Consider the following 16,386-nt stretch of genomic DNA (forward strand, 5'->3'; position numbering starts at 1 on the left):
CGGCGCAACGAGGGCGACATATATCCGGGCTACCCTCCGGGCTCGTGGACCGCAGTAGGGCCGGCGAACCTCTCGGCAAGCCCGTACTCGTGGAGCTGTCTCACGCGATCGAGCAGTTCGCCCTCGCAGCCGTCCCCGGTGAGCCGCTGATCGTCATCGCGATGTTCCAGAAGCACTCCTACTTCCAGCGAGAGCTGCCCGTTTACCGGAAGATCGCGTCGGCCGGTGCCATCACGGTCGTCGGGATGGCCGAGGAGATCCCGCCTCAGCTGCCCCGCGGGCTCCATCTCGCGCTGGCGCCGGCGGCGGGGCCACTGGCCCGCGAGTGGAGCGTCACCGTGCTCGGGCCCCACGGCGGCGCCACCCTCGTCGCCACCGACCTGGAGCTGGTAGACCCCGTTGCCCGGACGATCGAGGAGGGCAGGTGCTTCCGCGGTCGGTGGTCCTTCCGCCGCGAGGACGCCCTCCGGGAGGTACTGCGGCTGCGTTCACAGCTGCGGCTGCCCGCCGGGGTGATCGCCGAGATGGACGACGTTCTGCAGGCCGTGCAGCGTGTGCCCGAACCCGACCACCAGGGCTGGTGGGGCGTTCCGGCCCGGTTCCTCGCCGACCGGATGCAGGCCGCCGTCCGGTCCCGCACCGAGGCACAGGTGGCGCTCGAATCCGTCGCGGAGGACAGCGGCGAGCGTGACCCCCGCACCGGCCTGTACACCGAGAAATTCCTCAAGCGCTGGACGGCCGGCCTCGGCGCGGGCACGCTGCCGATCGGCCTGGCCCTGTTGCGGGTGTTCGGCATCGCCGAGGTGCGGGCGGACTACGGCCTGCGCGCGGAGCTCGCCGCCCTGCACGGGGTGAGCGGGTGCGTGCAGGACCTGCTGACGAACGTCGACCGGGTGGTGCGGATCGGCCGCGAGGACTTCCTCGTCGTGCTCCCCTCCTGGTCCCCGGAGAGGGTCATGTGGTTCTGCGAGGAGGTCTGTGAACGCGTGGCGCGACTGGAGGACGCGTATCCGTTCATCGCCCTGCCGGGCGTGGCCGCCGCCACCGTCACCCGTAGCCGGCCACTGCCGATCCCACAGCTCATACACCAGGTCGAACTCGGCGGCCGCGCCTCCGAGCCTGTGAGCCTGCTGGCCGACTAACCGCTTCCCTCAGCTTCCGGCGACCGCCGCACGCACCGTGAAGGTGCGCCGGTAGTCGGCCGGTGCGACGCCGACGACCTTCCGGAAGTGGTGGCGCAGCAGCGCTCCGCTCCCGAAACCGCTGCTCTCGGCCACCTCGTCGATGCCGAGGTCGGTGTCCTCGAGAAGTCGCTGCGCCCGCTGTACGCGCTGGAGGGTGAGCCAGCGGTGCGGCGTGGTGCCGGTCTCGGCGACGAAGCGGCGGGCGAAGCTGCGGTCGGACATGCGGGCCCGGCGAGCCAGGTCGGTGACCGTGTGCTCGATCTCCAGGTGCTCGAGCACCCAGTCGAGCACGGGCGCGAGGCCGTCGGACGAGCACCGCGGCACCGGCTGCTCCACGTACTGCCGCTGCCCGCCGTCCCGTTGCGGTGGCACGACCATGCGGCGGGCGATCACGTTGACGATCCCGCTGCCGAGTTCCCGGCGCACCAGGTGCAGGCAGGCATCGATACCCGCTGCCGTGCCGGCGCTGGTGATGATGTTGCCGTCGTCGACGAACAGCACGTCCGGGTCGATGAGGGCCTGTGGGTGGAGCTCGCGCAGCTCGTCGACGTTCATCCAGTGGGTGGTGCAGTGGCGCCCGTCGAGCAGCCCGGCCGCACCGAGCACGAACGCTCCCGAGCAGACGCTGAGCAGCGTGGCTCCGTCGGCGGCGGCGTCGCGCAGCGCATCGAGGACGGGCTCGGGGAAGGTCCGCAGGCGGGTGGCCGCGATCGCGACGAGGTCGGCGCCGCGCAGTCCGTCGAGCCCGTGGTGCGGGACGACGCCCATTCCCACGGTGCTCGACACCGGCTCCCCGGCCACCGGACCGCACACCCGCAGCTCGAAGGGCGGCACTCCCTCGGCCGTGCGGTCGATGCCGAAGACCTCACAGATCGTGCCGAACTCGAACGGCGAGACCTCCGGGAGCACCAGCGCGGCGACGGTGGACAGCATGCGGGGAGCATAGTGGCAGGATCTTTGCTCTGCTAGGCACCTCTGCCACTGTTGGCAGGAAGTAGATCAGCGGATAATTTCTGCCATGGCTACCGCACTCATCGTTCTTCTCCTCGTCGCCATCGCCGTCACGATCTCGATCGTCCGTCCGTCCGCTCGGCACGACGCCCCCGCGCCTGCCGATCGCGACCGTGAGCGGGAGCTCGCGGAGCTGCGCGGGATGTGCGGCTACCGCTCGGACATCCGCGTTCCCTGATCCGCCCTACCCTCAGCCCGACGCGTAGAACTGCGTGAGGCGCTCGGCCTCCTCCTGCAGCTCACGCACGACGGCGGGGGGCAGCTCGCGGAACGGCTCGCAGCGGATGGCGCCGTCGACATGGCGCCAGGTGCCCGCCACCCGGCCGTCGACGAGGAACGTGGGCACCGACTGGGGCGACGTCTTGGCGAAGACCACCGGTCGGTGCTCCTCCGGAAGGATCTGTGCACGCCGCGCATGGACGAGGAGAACCGCGTCCCACTGCCCCAGGAACCGCACGGGCGCCGGAGTGCCTGCGGGCGGCAGCGGGGCGCCGGGCAGGTCGAACAGCTCGCCCCCCGACTCGTCACGGAACCGGCGCAGCTCCAGTCGCTGCAACACCCGCCGCGCAGCGGTGATCGTCCACCCGCAGAACGACGAGACATCCGTGGCGGACGCCGGGCCGAACCCGCCCAGGTAGCGCCGCACGAGCAACTCCTGGCCCTCCTCCTCCGACGGAGCCGGCTCGAGCACAGGAACCGTGTGCTCGGCCAGCCCGTAGACGTGAGCCCGCGGTGTGGCCCAGGTGCCTGCGGGCGGCACCCGGACCAGGTCGATCCAGAGCTGGGCTCCGGACCACACCTCGCGCGGGAAACCGTCGGCGACGAGGAGCCGCTGGATCTCGGCCTGTTTGAGCGGGCCCTCCGCCAGATAGCGGCGCACGGCATCCGCGACCTTCGACATGTCGGTGCCGGCCGCGCGGTAGGCCCGGAGCCACCACTCCCGCCGCGGAGCGCGCACCGCCTCGGTGAGGGGCCGGTAGTCGCGCGCCGAGACCATGTGGATCGTGCAGCGCATCACCCACCCCTGCACGATGCTGCCGTCCATCAAGACGTCGGTGAGCGTCTCCCGGCGGAAGCCTGCGAGCCTCGACCACAGCCCCACGTAGCCCGACGGCGCGTACTGCGTCTGCAATCCCGAGACCTGCTCGACAGCGCGTTCCGGCGCCAGCGACGAACGCTCCAGCAGGAGCTGACGGGCGAGGACCGCGCGATTGATCTCCTCGGTGGACAGCACTCGCTCGGCCATGCCGCGGAGTGTGCCGCGAACCACCGACATTCCGGTGATCCCCCACCAACGTGACTTTTGTCAGCACGAGCGCGACGTGCTCCGTCTCGCCGCCGAGGGCCTGCCCAACTCCGAGATCGCGGCAAGGCTCCACCTGGCCGAGGGGACAGTACGCAACTACCTCTCGACGGCGATCACGAAGCTCGGGGTGCGCAACCGGATCGAGGCCGCCCGCGTGGCCCGCGACCGGGGCTGGCTATAGGCGGCCGCTGCTTCCGCAGGTATTCGATCCGGATGACACGGAATCTCCGAGGTCGCCGGCAGCAGCGCTGAACTCGACGAGGCGGCTCGTCAGCGGCGGCGTCGAATCAAGACGAGAGGAAGCCATACGAACAGCCCCCATGCGCCGCCCGTTAGAAGGGTCATCACGAGATGGAAGCCGTGCGCGGTGCGCCGGCGCTCGACAACGACGGTTTCGGACACCGACATCGACATCGACGGCGACGCCACGACGTAGATGTTCGGCGACACGGTGATCGGCGGAGGGTACGAGGGCCCGTACGCCCCACCTGAGGGGAAGGCCTGCTGCTGGGGGTAACCCGCGACCGGACCGGGGTGCGGGTAGCCGTGGCCGGTTGGGGAGCCGTACTGGTCCGTCTGAGCTGGGGACCAGTACCCGCCCTGGGGGGAAGGTGCCGCGGGGTGTGGGGCTGGCGCGGCGTGCCAGCGGTCGGGCGAAGTCACGTCCGTAGTTCGACTATCAACAACTGCGCGTTACCGACCACCCGTCGTGCCCGGCAATGCGACGGTCCAGCACGGAGGAAGCCTGATCCGTCGTGGAATCGGAATGCCAAGACGACTCGATCACGACGCCACGAAGCGCGGCGGTGAGGCTGCACCGCCTAGCCGTAGGTCACCCTGCGGCCCGCGCCGTGGGCCCGCCGGCGGTGGGGCGGGCGAGCCCGAGGTGGTCGCGCAGGGTCGGCCCGGTGTACTCGGTGCGGTAGCTGCCGTGGTCCTGCAGCTCCGGCACCACCTTCTCGACGAACTCGTCGAGCCCGCCGGGCACCAGGTGCGGGATGAGGATGAAGCCGTCGGAGGCGTTCTCCTGCACGTAGACGTCCATCTGCTCGGCCACCTGCCGTGGCGTGCCGACGAACGACTGCCGCGCGGTGGTCTCGATGATCAGCTCCCGGATCGAGAGGCCGCCCTTCTCCTCGGAGAGCTCCCGCCACTGCCGGGCCACGGCCAGGCTGTCCTTCTCGTGCCGCACCCGGCCGCGGGTGATCGAGACGCCTTCCGGATCGGGGTCGACGTCGGGCAGCGGGCCGTCCGGGTCGTAGGCCGACAGGTCGCGGCCCCACACCTGCTCGAGGAACGCGATCGCGGTCTGCGGACTCACCTGGGCCCGCCGGACCTGCGCGGCCAGCTCCTCGGCTTCCTCTGCGGTGTCGCCGAGCGCGAACGTCGTGGCCGGCAGGATCGTGACGTCCCGTTCGGAGCGCCCGTAGCGGGGGAGCCTGCCCTTCAGGTCGCGATAGAACGCCTGACCGGCCTCCAGCGTGCCGTGCCGGGAGAAGATCGCGTCGGCGGTCCGGGCCCCGAACTCACGGCCTGCGTCGGAGTCTCCGGACTGGATCAGCACCGGATGTCCTTGCGGGGTCGGCGGGAGCGAGAACCGTCCCGAGAACGAGAACTGCTCTCCCCGGTGCTCGACGACGGGCGCCGCGCCGTCGCGGACGAACACGCCGCGCTCCCGGTCGGCCACCACCGCGTCCTCCGCCCAGGAGAGCCACAGCTCACGGACCGCGTCGAGGATCTCCTGCGCCCGCTCATAGCGCTGCTCGGGCGCCAGGAACCCGCCGCGGCGGAAGTTCTCGCCGGTGAACGCGTCCGAGCTGGTGACGAGGTTCCAGGCGGCCCGGCCGCCGGACAGGTGGTCGAGCGATGCCAGTTGCTTCGCGAGCTCGTAGGGCTCGTTGAACGTGGTGTTGAGCGTGCCGCCCAGGCCCAGGTGGGTGGTGACGGCGGCGATCGCGTTCAGCACGGTGAGCGTGTCGGGCCGCCCGACCACGTCGAGGTCGTGGACGCGGCCGCGGTGCTCGCGCAGCCTTAGCCCCTCGGCGAGGAACAGGAAATCGAACAGACCCCGCTCGGCCGTCTGCGCGAAGTGCACGAACGAGGCGAAGTCGGTCTGGCTCCCGGACTCCGGGTCGCTCCACACCGTGGTGTTGTTGACGCCGGGGAAGTGTGCGGCCAGATGGATCTGCTTCTTCGCGCTCATGCGTTCACCTCCGCGTACCGGTTGGCGGGCCGGGGCAGGCCGAAGCGCTCGCGCAACGTCGCCCCGGGCGGCACCGGCGGTCGCAGGCCGCGCTCGGCGAGGCGGGGCACCACGTCGGCGGCGATGGCCTGTACGCCGCTGGGCAGCGCCAGAGGTACGGCGGTGACGCCGTCGGCAGCACCGCCGGAGACGGCCTCCGCGATCACGTCGACCAGGGCGTCCGCGGTGTCGACGACCCGCAGCGAGGAGGCGGCGTGCTCGCGGTGGGCGTCGAGCTCGTCGAGCGCGCGGCGGGCGCGTGCCGCATCCGAGTCCAGCAGCACCTCCACGTCGAGCAGCACGGCGACGTCGTCCGGGTTACGGCCGGCCGCGGCCACCGCCGCACGCACCCGGTCGCGCGCGGTGTGCGCCGCGGCGAGGTCGGCAGCGGCGACCCGCACCACGTCGGCCCGGGCGGCGGCGACCTGGAGTGCCTCGGGTTCGTCGCCGCGCAGCACGACCAGCGGGTGCGCCTGCGGGCTGCGAGGGGTGATCGACGGACCCTTGACGGCGAAGAACTCGCCGGTGAAGTCGATGTAGTGCAGCTTGTCGCGGTCGATGTAGCGGCCCGTGGCGACGTCGCGGATGACCGCGTCGTCCTCCCAGGAGTCCCACAACCGCACCACGACCTCGGCGACGTCGGCGGCCTCGCGCCACAGCTCGGCCGCCGGTACGGCCGGCTTACGGCCGAACAGCTCCGCCTCCGCCGGAGTGCGCGACACGACGGGCTCCCAGCCGGCGCGGCCGGAGGACACGAGGTCGAGCGTGGCGATCGCCTTGGAGATGTGGAACGGCTCGGTGTGCGTGACGGTCACCGCCGGGACCAGTCCGACCCCGGGAACGACCGGCGCCACTCGCGCGGCGATCGCCACCGCGTCCAGTCGCAGGGGGACCAGGTCCGGGTCGGCGGACGGCGGGACGAGTGAGTCGGGCACGGCCACGAAGTCGGCGCCGACGGTGAGCCTCACCAGCTCGACGTGATAGGCGGCGGTTAGCAGGTCCCCGGGCCGTGCATCGGGCCGTCGCCACGCAGCCGGGTGCCGGCCCGCCCCGGACACTTCCACCGCCAGATACGCGCCCTGTGCCATGTGTCCCTCCGGTGGCTCACGTCGACCGGTCTCCAGTGCAAACCCGGGGCCGTCACCGGCACATTCCCACCGATCGGCGCAGGCGTCAGCGAGGGGTCCGCTCACCAGCGGAGATGTCCGCCTCGATCGCTGACGGTCACCGCGACGTCGCCGTCACGGCCGCTCCGCGAGCAGCCGGTCCACCAGATCGGCGGCGTGCCCGGGCGAGGGGTCCGTGCCGGTGGTGAGCGCGAGGTTGGCGGCCATCCGGTCGGGGTGGACGGCCAGGCCCTCCAGCGACGTCCGCAGCCGGGCTGCTGCGCCGCCGGTGGCGCGGAGCAGATCACCCAGCGTCTCCCACTCGGCGTGCCAGGCTCCGGCCGCACGCTGGTGCTCGTGGTCGGCGGCGGCGAGCAGCACCGCGGCGAGCCCGGGAGCGCGTCGCGCCGCGCCCCGCGCCGTGATCGCGGCGATCGGGTTGCGCTTGTGCGGCATCGACGACGAGTCGCCCGGCGCGGCCTCCGACACCTCCCCGAGCTCCGTCCCGGCAAGCAGGACGACGTCCGTGGCCGGCTTCGCGCACGCCCCGGCGGCGACGGCCAGCGCGCCGGCGAGCTCGCCGATCCGGGTGCGCTCGGTGTGCCACTGCGGAGCGTCGGAGAGCCGCAGGCCCGCGGCGAGCGACGCGGCCACGGCGGGCCCGTGTGGATGCAGCGCCGCCAGGGTGCCCGCCGCCCCGCCCAGTTGGACGGGCAGTCCGGCGAGGACGCGCGCCAGGCCCGTCCTGGCCCGGTCCAGCCCGGCGCACCAGCCGCCCGCGACCAGGCCGAACGTCGTCGGCAATGCCTGCTGGCCGAGGGTGCGGGCGATCATCGGGGTCGTCCGGTGCGCGTCGGCCAGCGCCGCGGCGGCGTCGGCCGCGCCACGCAGGTCGTCGAGCACGATCTCGCCGGCCCAGCCCACGAGGAGCACCGCGGCCGTGTCCATGATGTCCTGGCTGGTGGCGCCGGGGTGGACCGAGCGACCGGCCTCCCCCGCGGCCGACCTCAGCAGCCGGACCAGCGGGATCACCGGATTCCCGCCCTCCACCGCCGCTCGCCCCAGGTCGGCGGGGTCGATCTTGAGGTCCGCCGCCACCGTCGCGATGCGCTCCGCGTCCTTCGCCGGGACCACCCCGTGCTCGGCCGCGGCGCGCGACAGCGCCACCTCGACGGCGACCAGCGCGGCCACCCAGGAGGCGTCGTCGAGCCGGGCGGCCACCCGGTCTGCCCCGAACACCGGGTCGAACAGAGCACTGGACATGAGCCGGAAACTTACGTGCCCCCGAGCGGCCGCGAGGCACGGCCCCGATCGCCGGGGCGACTCGCACGGACGAATCGGGCGAGTGGTGCGGGAGAACCGGTCAGGCGGAGGGACCGAGCTCCACCGGGAGGGTGGTCAGACCGCGGATGAGTGTGCTGCGCCGGTGGAGCAGCTCCTGGGGATCGATCGCCAGCGCCAGCTCCGGGCGCCGGGCGAGCAGCATCCCGATCGCCTCCTGACCTTCGATGCGCGCGAGCTGCGCGCCGAGGCAGTGGTGCAGGCCGTGTCCGAAGGCGACATGGCCGGAGACGTCGCGGTCGACGCGCAGTTCCTCGGAGTCGGCGAAGCGCTCCTGGTCGCGGTTGGCCGCAGCCAGCGAGAGCTGGACGATCGAGCCTGCCGGGATCGTGACGCCCGAGTACTCGACGTCCTCGGCGGCGAAACGGGCCGGGGTGCTGTGCACCGGCGCGTCCCAGCGGAGGAACTCCTCGATCGCCGACGGCAGCAGCTCCGGGCGCTCGCGCAGCAGTGCGAGCTGCTCGGGGTGGGTGAGCAACGCGAGCAGGCCGTTGCCGATGAGGTTGACCGTGGTCTCGTGCCCGGCGATGAGCAACATCATCGCCATGCCGACGAGTTCGGGCTGCGAGAGCCGGTCGCCGTCCTCCGCCACCTCGATCAGCCCGCTGATGAGGGCGTCGTCGGGCTTCTGGCGCTTCTGCTCGATCAGCTTGCTCAGGTACTCGAAGAGCTTGGCGGACGCGGCCATCGACTCGTCGCGCGTCGACTCGTCGACCATCGTGTTGGACCAGGCCGCGAAGTCGTCGCGATCATCGGCGGGCACACCGAGCAGCTCGCAGATCACGAAGACGGGCAGGAGGAACGCGTACTCGGCCATGATGTCGACCCGGCCGGAGGACGGCAGCGCGTCGAGGAGCTCGCCTGCGATCTGCTCGACCCGCGGGCGCAGTTCCTCCATGCGCCGAAGGGTGAACGAACGCGACACCAGCTTCCGCAGGCGCGTGTGCTCCGGCGGGTCCATCAACAGCATCATGGGCACGTTCGGCGTGGGGGCGTCCGCCCGCGCTTCGGGCGGCAGCGTGAAGCGCCAGTCCTTGCTCAGCCGGGGGTCGGCGAGCGCCGCACGAACGTCGGCGTAGCGAGTGAGCAGCCAGACCGTGCCGTCCTGGCGCTCCACCTTGCACACCGGCTCGTCGGAGCGCAGGGCCGCGTAGGCCGGGTAGGGATCGCGCCAGAAGGCGCCCTCGAACAGCTCGACGGTGGAGGTCACCGGTCTCCTTCGCGCATTCCGACTGATGTAAGCAGGAGCTTACAGCCGCGTCGGGCTCAACGTGTCGGGAACGACCGCGATGTCGGCAGGCACCGGCTCCCCCGTCACCACCGCTGCGCCGAACGCCGCGAGCGCCGGCGAACTTTCGATGCCCGACCCGCCCTGACCTGCGAAGAAGTGGAATCCGGGGTGGTCGGGGCGCGCTCCGACGACCGGGCGGCGGTCCGCCACGAACGACCGCAGCCCCGCCCAACTGGTGCGCACCGACCGCAGCCCGAGCCCGGTCACGGCCTCGACGCGCTCCAGCCCCGTCGCCACGTCGAGCTCGTCGGGCCGGGCGTCGTGGGGCTCGACGGGCGTCTCGTCGGCAGGGCTCACCAGCAGCCCGTCGCCCTCGGGTTTGAAGTAGAACCGCTCGTCGGCCTCCCGCACCATCGGAAGCGGGCCGGCGGGCACCCGCGACCGGGCCGCTTCCGGTATCGGGACCAGCGCAATCGTGCGCCGGAACGGGACGAGCCCGATGGGCGGGACGCCGGCGAGCCCGGCCACGACGTCGGCCCACGCGCCCGCGGCGTCCACGACGTCGGCCGTGTCGATCGCGTCGGCCCCTGCGTGCACCCGCCAGCCGTCGCCCCGCGGCTCCAGCGCCGTGACCGGCGCACCGGCCCGGACCGTGCCGCCGCGCCTGCGCAGACCACGGACGTAGGCCTGGTGCAGCGCCTCGGTGTCCACGTCCGCCGCGCCCTCCACCACCGCGGCCGCCCGCACGATGCCCGGCAGAAGGAGCGGGCACCTGCGCTCCGCCTCCGCGGGGTCGAGCGCCACCGGCGCCCCCGGCTCCTGCGCCTGCTCGCGGAGCAGCGCGGCGAGCGCCGCCTCGCCCACGTCGTCCACGGCGATGTGCAGCACCACGCGCGGCGTGAGCAACGGTGGTGCGTCCAACTCCTCGGCGAGCCGGGCGAAGCGGGGCCCGCTCGCGACGATGAGCGCCCGGACCGCACGGGTGCCGTGGCCCGGAATGTACGTGGCCGCCGAGCGGGCCGTCGAGTGCCGGGCCAGTGCGGTCTCGGCCTCGAACAGCACCACCGAACGGGTGGCGGAGAGCTCGTAGGCGATCGACGCGCCGGCGATTCCCCCACCGATCACGACGACGTCCGCGGAGTCGGTCATGGATCTGACGCTAGTGCCGAGGAAACGAGGTCGTCTTACCCGCCCGCGGCACTAGCCGGAAAACCTGTGGCGCCCCGTGTACGGGACCTCGTACGGTTCCTCCCATGCGCCTGTAGAGACGACCGCCTCGTGCGGCACCGCGGCCCGGACCTGTCATCCGCGCCGCCCCGTCCCCGTCATCCGGCCGGCCCCGGGTTCTTCCCGGCTCCGCCGCCGTTGCGGCCGCCGGCCTCGTCATCACCCTGCAGGAGGCACTCATGCGTGATCCATTGCTGTCCACCGCCGCGGGCGACACCGCCCTCGACGACACCCTTCCCACCGACACCGTCCTGCGCGACACCGTTCTCGGACGGCCGGTTCCGCCCGCCGATGCGGAGGAACCCGCGCCGTCCAACAGGGCGGCCCGTCGCGGGCGCTCGGGCAAGAAGACCCGCAGCGGCGCCGTGCTACCCGGCGCCCCGAGTCGAGCCCGAGCTGCGCAGGGCCGCCGGATCAACCCTGTACGCCGCACGGGTTGATCCCCCCGGTACCGCCGGCCTCGCGTCCACGAGGCCGGCGGTACACCCGCGACATGGACACATCTCGCTGATCGCGCGCGCGATCGTCCCTCGTCATGCGTCCATGTCGCGCTCATGAGCCTGGGCGGCCGAGGAAACGTGTGACCATGGCTGCGTGGCCATCGCGCGCAACAACCCCGCCACCACCGTCTGGTGGGCGGCTCCCGTCCCCCCGGAGGCCGCGCCCGGCCTGGTCGCGCTTCTGGACGCCCACGAGCGCGCCCGTCTCGATCGATTCCGGTTGGCAGCCGACCGCGCTCGCTACGTCGCTGCGCACGCGCTCACGCGGATCGTGCTCGCCGACGCCGTCGGCAGGCCGGCGGGCGATCTCCGGTTCGACCGCACCTGCCAGTGCGGGCAGCAGCACGGCAAGCCCGTCCTCGTCGACGGGCCGGGGTTCTCGCTGACCCACGCCGGAGACCTCGTGGGGGTGGCCGTGCACCCGGGCGGCTCGGTTGGTCTCGACGTCGAGCAGGTCCGGGAGCTCACCGACCTCGCCGCGATGGCCGAGCACGTCTGCTCACCGGCGGAGTCGGTGGCCGACACGGCGTCCTTTTTCGTCACGTGGACGCGCAAGGAGGCGCTGCTCAAGGCCACCGGCGCCGGACTGTCCAGCCCGATGGAGGCGATCACGCTCGGGCCGTCCGGCGTGCGGGAGTGGACCGGCGACGGCGCCCCGTCCGGGCCGGTGTGGCTGCGGGACCTGCACCCCGGCAGCGACTACCGGGCGGCTGTGGCCGGGCTCGGCACCGCGCCGCCCCGCATCGACGAGGTGGATGGCAACGCCCTCCTGCGCGCCGGGGTGAGCTGACGGCGCGGTCTCCGGGGGACTGTCGGTGGGCTCGGGGATGATGGCGCCGTGGGCGTGCGCTGGGTGCTGCACCTCGACATGGACGCGTTCTTCGCCTCCGTCGAGCAGCTCACCCGCCCCACCCTGCGCGATCGACCGGTGCTGGTCGGCGGCCTGGGGCCACGCGCGGTGGTGGCCGGCGCCAGCTACCAGGCGCGCGTGTTCGGCGCTCGCTCCGCGATGCCGATGGGCCAGGCCCGCAGGCTCTGTCCGCACGCGGTGGTGCTACCGGCGCGGTTCGCGCTCTACCACGCCTTGAGCGAGCGGGTGATGGCCGTGCTCGCCGACGCCGCACCCGTGCTCGAACCGGTCTCGCTCGACGAAGCATTCCTGGAGCCCCCCACCCTCGCCGGTGCCACGGTGGCCGACGTCGAGCGGTTCGGCGCGGAGTTGCGCGCCTCCGTGCGAACCGCCACCGGGCTCCCCGCCTCAGTCGGCGCCGGATCGGGCAAGCAGCTCGCCAAGATCGCGTCCGAGCTCGCCAAGCCCGACGGGCTACGGGTCGTCGCGCCGCAGGAGGAACAGGCGGTGCTCGAGCCGCTTCCGGTGCGCGCGCTGTGGGGAGTCGGACCGGTGGCCGAGGCGGGGCTGCGCAAGCTCGGCGTGCACACCATCGGCGAGCTCGCCGCCATGGACCTGCGCGAGCTCACCGCCCTGCTGGGCACCGCGATCGGCACCGAACTGCACCGCCTCGCCCGTGGTGTGGACGAACGGCCGGTCGCACCGCGGGGCGCGGCGAAGCAGGTGAGCGCCGAGACCACCTTCGACAGCGACCTCACCGCCATGACGGCCGTGCACGACGCCGTGGCGAGGATGACCCAGGCCGCCCACCGGCGGCTCCTCGACTCGGGGCGCGCGGCACGCACCGTCACGGTCAAGGTCCGCAGCGCCGACTTCACCACGTCCAGCCGGTCGGCCACCAGCGGCAGTGGGAGCACCGACCTCCAGACGCTCACCGCCGTCGCCCAGCGGCTGGCACTCACGGCGGTGCCCGAGGGCGGCGTGCGGTTGATCGGGGTGTCGCTGGCCGGTCTCATCGACGACCCCCCGCCGGCGCTGTTCGAGCCGGGCCCGTTCGAGGCCGACCCCACCGACTCGATCACCGATCTCGCGTCCGGTATCGACGACGTGCCCGCAGCCGTCCCCTCCGAGCGCCCGTGGCGTCCCGGCGACGACGCACTCCACCCGGAACACGGTCACGGCTGGGTGCAGGGAGCGGGGCACGGCCGCGTCACCGTCCGGTTCGAGACCCGCAGCACGGGCCCGGGTCGCGCCCGCACCTTCGCCGCCGACGACGGCGACCTCGTACGGGCGGATCCGCTGGGCAGCCTGGAGTGATGAGGGTCAGCGGCGAGCACTGATTTATCTCCGCGCCTGCGGGATGAAACCAGGCGTGGCTACGCACATGCGGATCATGAGCCGTATCGTCGCCGAGAGGCCGGGAGCCGCCCGGAGTACGGACCGAACGGATGTCGAGCATGCGCACGCCCCGTCACAAAATCGTCTTCTCGGTGGTGGGGGTGCTCGCCGCTGCCCTGCTGGCGAGCTGCGGCCAGCCCGCGGACGAGCACGCGGGCGCCGGTGAGGCCGCTCCCGTAGCGGGCACGCGCACGATCACCGACTCCACCGGCACGGCCGTGGCGGTGCCGGAAACCGTCAGCCGGATCGCGGATGCCTGGCCCGCCCACAACGAGGTGGTCCAGATGCTGGGGGCCGGCGACCGGATCGTCGCCACCGTGCTCACCCACCAGTCCACGCCGTGGCTCTACACGGTGCAGCCGTCGCTCGACAACGCCGCAACCGTGTTCACCACAAGCACCGTCAGCACGGAGAAGCTGATCCAGGCCCGCCCGGACGTCCTGTTCAGCGACAAGAGCACGCAGATCGGGGCCTCGACCAGCGAGTTGGGTATCCCCACCGTCCAGCTCGGTTTCCAGACCTACGACGACCTGAAGAAGATGGTGGCCACCACCGCCGACGTCCTCGGCTCCGACGCCCGGGCGCAGGCGCAGGCCTACACGTCGTACCTCGACGACAAGCTCACTGCCGTGACCTCGGCGACCTCCTCGATCCCGGAGGCGCAGCGGCCCAGCGTGCTGCACATCTACTCGCTCGACCCGCTCGTCGTCGACGGCACCGGCAGCATCATCGACGCCTGGATCACGGCCGCGGGCGGACGCAATGCCGCTCAGGTGGAGGGCAACGCGCGCCCGGTGTCCACCGAGCAGGTGTCGCAGTGGAACCCGGACGTGATCATCCTGGCCAGCAGCGCATTCGTCGGCAACGACACCGGGGCGCAGACCCTGCAGAAGCTCACCGACGATCCGTTCTGGAGCCGGATGGCCGCGGTGCGCGATCACAAGGCCTACATCAACCCCACGGGCGGCTGGCACTGGGACCGCTACGGCATCGAGGAAGCCCTGCAGGTCCAGTGGGCCGCGAAGACGCTGCACCCCGAGCTGTTCCCCGACCTGGACATGGCCGCGGAGACGAAGAGCTTCTACTCCCGGTTCCTGCACTTCACGCTGACCGACGACCAGGCGAATCGGATCATCGCGGGCCAGGATCCGGCGTGATCCCGGCGAAGCCGGGGCGCCGCGCGCGTGCGGTCCCGGTGGTCGCCGGGCTGATCGTCCTCCTGCTGGCCACCGCCGTGCTGTCGTTCGCGGTGGGCGTGACGGCGCTCTCCCCCGAGCTCGTCCTCCACGTGCTGTACGCCCACGTGACCGGACAGCCGTCGCAGGTCTACGGGCCCGACGACACCACGGTCTGGCTGATCCGGATGCCGAGGATCGTGGCTGCGGTGCTCGTCGGGGGCGCACTCGCCGCGGCGGGCGCGGCCTACCAGACGCTGTTCCGCAACCCGATGGTCTCCCCCGACCTGCTGGGGGCCTCGGGCGGAGCGGGGCTCGGTGCCGCGATCGGGATCCTGCTGTCGTGGACCGGCCCGGCGGTGCAACTCTCGGCGTTCGTGCTGGGCCTCGTCGCCGTGCTCGTCACGTACGCGGTGGGCACGGTGGTCGGGCGCGGCAGCGAGTCCACGCTGACCCTCGTGCTTTCCGGGATCGTGGTGTCGAGCCTGTGCTCCGCGTTGATCTCACTGACGAAATACGTGGCCGACCCGGACAACAAGCTGCCGCAGATCACCTTCTGGCTGCTGGGCGGCCTGGACACCGTGTCGATCCGGCAGAACGTGCTGCCGATCATCATCCCGATCCTGGTGGGGTTGGTGCCGCTGATGGTGCTGCGCTGGCGGCTGAACGTCCTGTCGTTCGGCGACGAGGAAGCTGCCTCGATGGGGGTGCGGCCACACGTCGTCAAGGGCTTCGTCATCGTCGGCGCCACGCTGATGACCGCCGCCGCCGTCTCGGCCGCCGGCATGGTCGGGTGGGTGGGGCTGGTGATCCCGCACGTCGCCCGGATGCTCGTGGGCCCCGACGCGCGGCGCGCCCTGCCTGCGTCGGCGTTGCTGGGCGCGATCTTCCTCCTCGTCGTCGACGACATCGCCCGCTCGGCGTTGAGTGTCGAGGTGCCCCTCGGCATCCTCACGGCGTTGGTCGGCGCCCCGTTCTTCCTGCTCCTGCTGGCCCGCGGCAGGCGGTCGTGGACGTAGTCCTGAGCGTCGAGGACGTGCGGTGCGGCTACGGCAGCGCCGACATCGTGAAGGGTGTCTCGTTCACCGTGGCGGCCGGCGAGGTGCTGTGCGTGCTGGGCCCCAACGGTGTGGGCAAGACCACGCTGTTCAAATCGCTGCTCGGGTTCCTGCCGCTGCGCGGAGGGCGCGTCCGGGTGTACGGGCGAGACCTGGCCGACTGGGGACGCCGGGAGTTCGCCCGCACCGTCGCCTACGTCCCGCAGGCCCACACGTCGCCGTTCCCGTTCCGCGTGGCGGATGTGGTGCTGATGGGCCGCACCCCGCACCTGGGCGTCGCGGCCTCACCGGGGCGGGCGGACGTGCTCGTCGCCGAGCAGAACATGGAGCGCCTCGGAATCACCCACCTGGCCGGGCGGTCGTTCGGGCACATCAGCGGGGGTGAGCAGCAGATGGTGCTCATCGCCCGGGCCCTCACCCAGGAGCCCGCGCTGCTGGTGATGGACGAGCCGACGTCGAACCTGGATCTGGGCAACCAAGCTCGCGTGCTGCGCCGCATCCGCATGCTCGCGGATGCGGGTCTCGCGATCGTGATGATCTCCCACGCGCCCGACCACGCGTTCGCCGTGGCCTCCACGGCGGCGCTGCTGCGGCCGGACGGAACGCTGCAGGTCGGAGCACCCGACGATGTCCTCGACCAGGACGGCCTCAGCGACGCCTACGGCGAGGACGTGCTGGTCGTCCGGGCCACCGCACCCGACGGAACCATCGTGCGGTCGTGCGTGCCGATGATGTGACCGCGGGCGCGGTGGTCGGG

General features: G+C 72.3%; 17 protein-coding genes. 9 read left to right on the top strand and 8 right to left on the bottom strand.

Annotated elements, in window-relative coordinates:
- Nucleotides 1-44 precede the first annotated feature (44 nt).
- Nucleotides 45-1,142, top strand: a complete 1,098-nt coding sequence (locus tag ABD743_RS23615; protein WP_344724330.1) for a sensor domain-containing diguanylate cyclase — start codon at nucleotides 45-47, stop codon at nucleotides 1,140-1,142.
- 9 nt (nucleotides 1,143-1,151) lie between these two features.
- Here the strand turns inward: ABD743_RS23615 and ABD743_RS23620 are convergent, their stop codons facing one another.
- On the bottom strand, nucleotides 1,152-2,117 hold the full coding sequence (locus ABD743_RS23620) for a GlxA family transcriptional regulator (protein ID WP_344724331.1): 966 nt from the start codon (nucleotides 2,115-2,117) through the stop codon (nucleotides 1,152-1,154).
- Nucleotides 2,118-2,202: 85 nt separating this feature from the next.
- Here ABD743_RS23620 and ABD743_RS23625 point away from each other — a divergent pair, with 85 nt between their 5' ends.
- Nucleotides 2,203-2,373: a hypothetical protein gene (locus ABD743_RS23625; RefSeq protein WP_344724332.1), complete on the top strand. Its 171-nt coding sequence runs from the start codon at nucleotides 2,203-2,205 to the stop codon at nucleotides 2,371-2,373.
- Nucleotides 2,374-2,385: 12 nt separating this feature from the next.
- Here ABD743_RS23625 and ABD743_RS23630 read toward each other — a convergent pair whose 3' ends face one another.
- Complete coding sequence (locus ABD743_RS23630) at nucleotides 2,386-3,441, bottom strand: winged helix DNA-binding domain-containing protein (RefSeq protein ID WP_344724333.1); 1,056 nt, start codon at nucleotides 3,439-3,441, stop codon at nucleotides 2,386-2,388.
- Between ABD743_RS23630 and ABD743_RS23635 the strand changes: the two genes are divergently transcribed.
- Nucleotides 3,440-3,682: a response regulator transcription factor gene (locus ABD743_RS23635; RefSeq protein ID WP_379659206.1), complete on the top strand. Its 243-nt coding sequence runs from the start codon at nucleotides 3,440-3,442 to the stop codon at nucleotides 3,680-3,682. The genes ABD743_RS23630 and ABD743_RS23635 overlap by 2 nt on opposite strands.
- Nucleotides 3,683-3,771: 89 nt before the next feature.
- Here ABD743_RS23635 and ABD743_RS23640 read toward each other — a convergent pair whose 3' ends face one another.
- The 6 genes from ABD743_RS23640 to ABD743_RS23665 form a co-directional block, all read right to left on the bottom strand.
- Nucleotides 3,772-3,951, bottom strand: coding sequence for a hypothetical protein (locus tag ABD743_RS23640; RefSeq protein WP_344724334.1), 180 nt, complete (start codon nucleotides 3,949-3,951; stop codon nucleotides 3,772-3,774).
- Between the two features lie 382 nt (nucleotides 3,952-4,333).
- On the bottom strand, nucleotides 4,334-5,704 hold the full coding sequence (locus tag ABD743_RS23645; protein WP_344724335.1) for an NtaA/DmoA family FMN-dependent monooxygenase: 1,371 nt from the start codon (nucleotides 5,702-5,704) through the stop codon (nucleotides 4,334-4,336).
- Nucleotides 5,701-6,831, bottom strand: a complete 1,131-nt coding sequence (locus ABD743_RS23650) for an LLM class flavin-dependent oxidoreductase (RefSeq protein WP_344724336.1) — start codon at nucleotides 6,829-6,831, stop codon at nucleotides 5,701-5,703. The genes ABD743_RS23645 and ABD743_RS23650 overlap by 4 nt, the downstream gene beginning before the upstream one ends.
- Nucleotides 6,832-6,984: 153 nt before the next feature.
- Complete coding sequence (locus ABD743_RS23655) at nucleotides 6,985-8,112, bottom strand: lyase family protein (protein ID WP_344724337.1); 1,128 nt, start codon at nucleotides 8,110-8,112, stop codon at nucleotides 6,985-6,987.
- Nucleotides 8,113-8,212: 100 nt separating this feature from the next.
- Entirely contained in the window at nucleotides 8,213-9,400 is a 1,188-nt protein-coding gene (locus ABD743_RS23660; RefSeq protein WP_344724338.1) for a cytochrome P450 family protein, read from the bottom strand.
- A 39-nt stretch (nucleotides 9,401-9,439) separates the two neighbouring features.
- Nucleotides 9,440-10,570 (bottom strand): NAD(P)/FAD-dependent oxidoreductase, encoded by a 1,131-nt coding sequence (locus tag ABD743_RS23665; RefSeq protein WP_344724339.1) that lies wholly within the window; start codon nucleotides 10,568-10,570, stop codon nucleotides 9,440-9,442.
- 257 nt (nucleotides 10,571-10,827) lie between these two features.
- On the opposite strand from ABD743_RS23665, the gene ABD743_RS23670 reads away from it, so the two are divergent.
- The 6 genes from ABD743_RS23670 to ABD743_RS23695 all read left to right on the top strand — a co-directional run bounded on the left by ABD743_RS23670 (nucleotide 10,828) and on the right by ABD743_RS23695 (nucleotide 16,366).
- Nucleotides 10,828-11,088: a hypothetical protein gene (locus tag ABD743_RS23670; protein WP_344724340.1), complete on the top strand. Its 261-nt coding sequence runs from the start codon at nucleotides 10,828-10,830 to the stop codon at nucleotides 11,086-11,088.
- Nucleotides 11,089-11,242: 154 nt separating this feature from the next.
- Nucleotides 11,243-11,938 carry a 4'-phosphopantetheinyl transferase family protein gene (locus ABD743_RS23675; RefSeq protein WP_344724341.1) on the top strand — a complete coding sequence of 232 codons (696 nt, stop codon included), beginning with the start codon at nucleotides 11,243-11,245 and terminating at the stop codon, nucleotides 11,936-11,938.
- A 48-nt stretch (nucleotides 11,939-11,986) separates the two neighbouring features.
- A complete protein-coding gene (locus ABD743_RS23680; RefSeq protein WP_344724342.1) occupies nucleotides 11,987-13,315 on the top strand; it encodes a DNA polymerase IV in 1,329 nt (442 codons plus the stop codon).
- 140 nt (nucleotides 13,316-13,455) lie between these two features.
- The gene (locus ABD743_RS23685; RefSeq protein ID WP_344724343.1) at nucleotides 13,456-14,553 is read left to right on the top strand and encodes an ABC transporter substrate-binding protein; all 1,098 of its coding nucleotides are present in this window, start codon (nucleotides 13,456-13,458) and stop codon (nucleotides 14,551-14,553) included.
- Complete coding sequence (locus tag ABD743_RS23690) at nucleotides 14,550-15,590, top strand: FecCD family ABC transporter permease (protein WP_344724344.1); 1,041 nt, start codon at nucleotides 14,550-14,552, stop codon at nucleotides 15,588-15,590. Before ABD743_RS23685 ends, ABD743_RS23690 begins: the two co-directional genes overlap by 4 nt.
- Complete coding sequence (locus tag ABD743_RS23695; RefSeq protein WP_344724345.1) at nucleotides 15,581-16,366, top strand: ABC transporter ATP-binding protein; 786 nt, start codon at nucleotides 15,581-15,583, stop codon at nucleotides 16,364-16,366. Before ABD743_RS23690 ends, ABD743_RS23695 begins: the two co-directional genes overlap by 10 nt.
- Nucleotides 16,367-16,386 lie beyond the last annotated feature (20 nt).

The organism is Pseudonocardia yunnanensis, assembly GCF_039534065.1.
Lineage (GTDB): Bacteria > Actinomycetota > Actinomycetes > Mycobacteriales > Pseudonocardiaceae > Pseudonocardia > Pseudonocardia yunnanensis.

Coding starts and splice junctions, on each gene's coding strand:
- ABD743_RS23620 (WP_344724331.1), bottom strand. CDS start 2,117: ATGCTGTCCACCGTCGCCGCGCTGGTGCTCCCGGAGGTCTCGCCGTTC.
- ABD743_RS23625 (WP_344724332.1), top strand. CDS start 2,203: ATGGCTACCGCACTCATCGTTCTTCTCCTCGTCGCCATCGCCGTCACG.
- ABD743_RS23635 (WP_379659206.1), top strand. CDS start 3,440: ATGCCGCGGAGTGTGCCGCGAACCACCGACATTCCGGTGATCCCCCAC.
- ABD743_RS23630 (WP_344724333.1), bottom strand. CDS start 3,441: ATGGCCGAGCGAGTGCTGTCCACCGAGGAGATCAATCGCGCGGTCCTC.
- ABD743_RS23645 (WP_344724335.1), bottom strand. CDS start 5,704: ATGAGCGCGAAGAAGCAGATCCATCTGGCCGCACACTTCCCCGGCGTC.
- ABD743_RS23650 (WP_344724336.1), bottom strand. CDS start 6,831: ATGGCACAGGGCGCGTATCTGGCGGTGGAAGTGTCCGGGGCGGGCCGG.
- ABD743_RS23655 (WP_344724337.1), bottom strand. CDS start 8,112: ATGTCCAGTGCTCTGTTCGACCCGGTGTTCGGGGCAGACCGGGTGGCC.
- ABD743_RS23665 (WP_344724339.1), bottom strand. CDS start 10,570: ATGACCGACTCCGCGGACGTCGTCGTGATCGGTGGGGGAATCGCCGGC.
- ABD743_RS23670 (WP_344724340.1), top strand. CDS start 10,828: ATGCGTGATCCATTGCTGTCCACCGCCGCGGGCGACACCGCCCTCGAC.
- ABD743_RS23685 (WP_344724343.1), top strand. CDS start 13,456: ATGCGCACGCCCCGTCACAAAATCGTCTTCTCGGTGGTGGGGGTGCTC.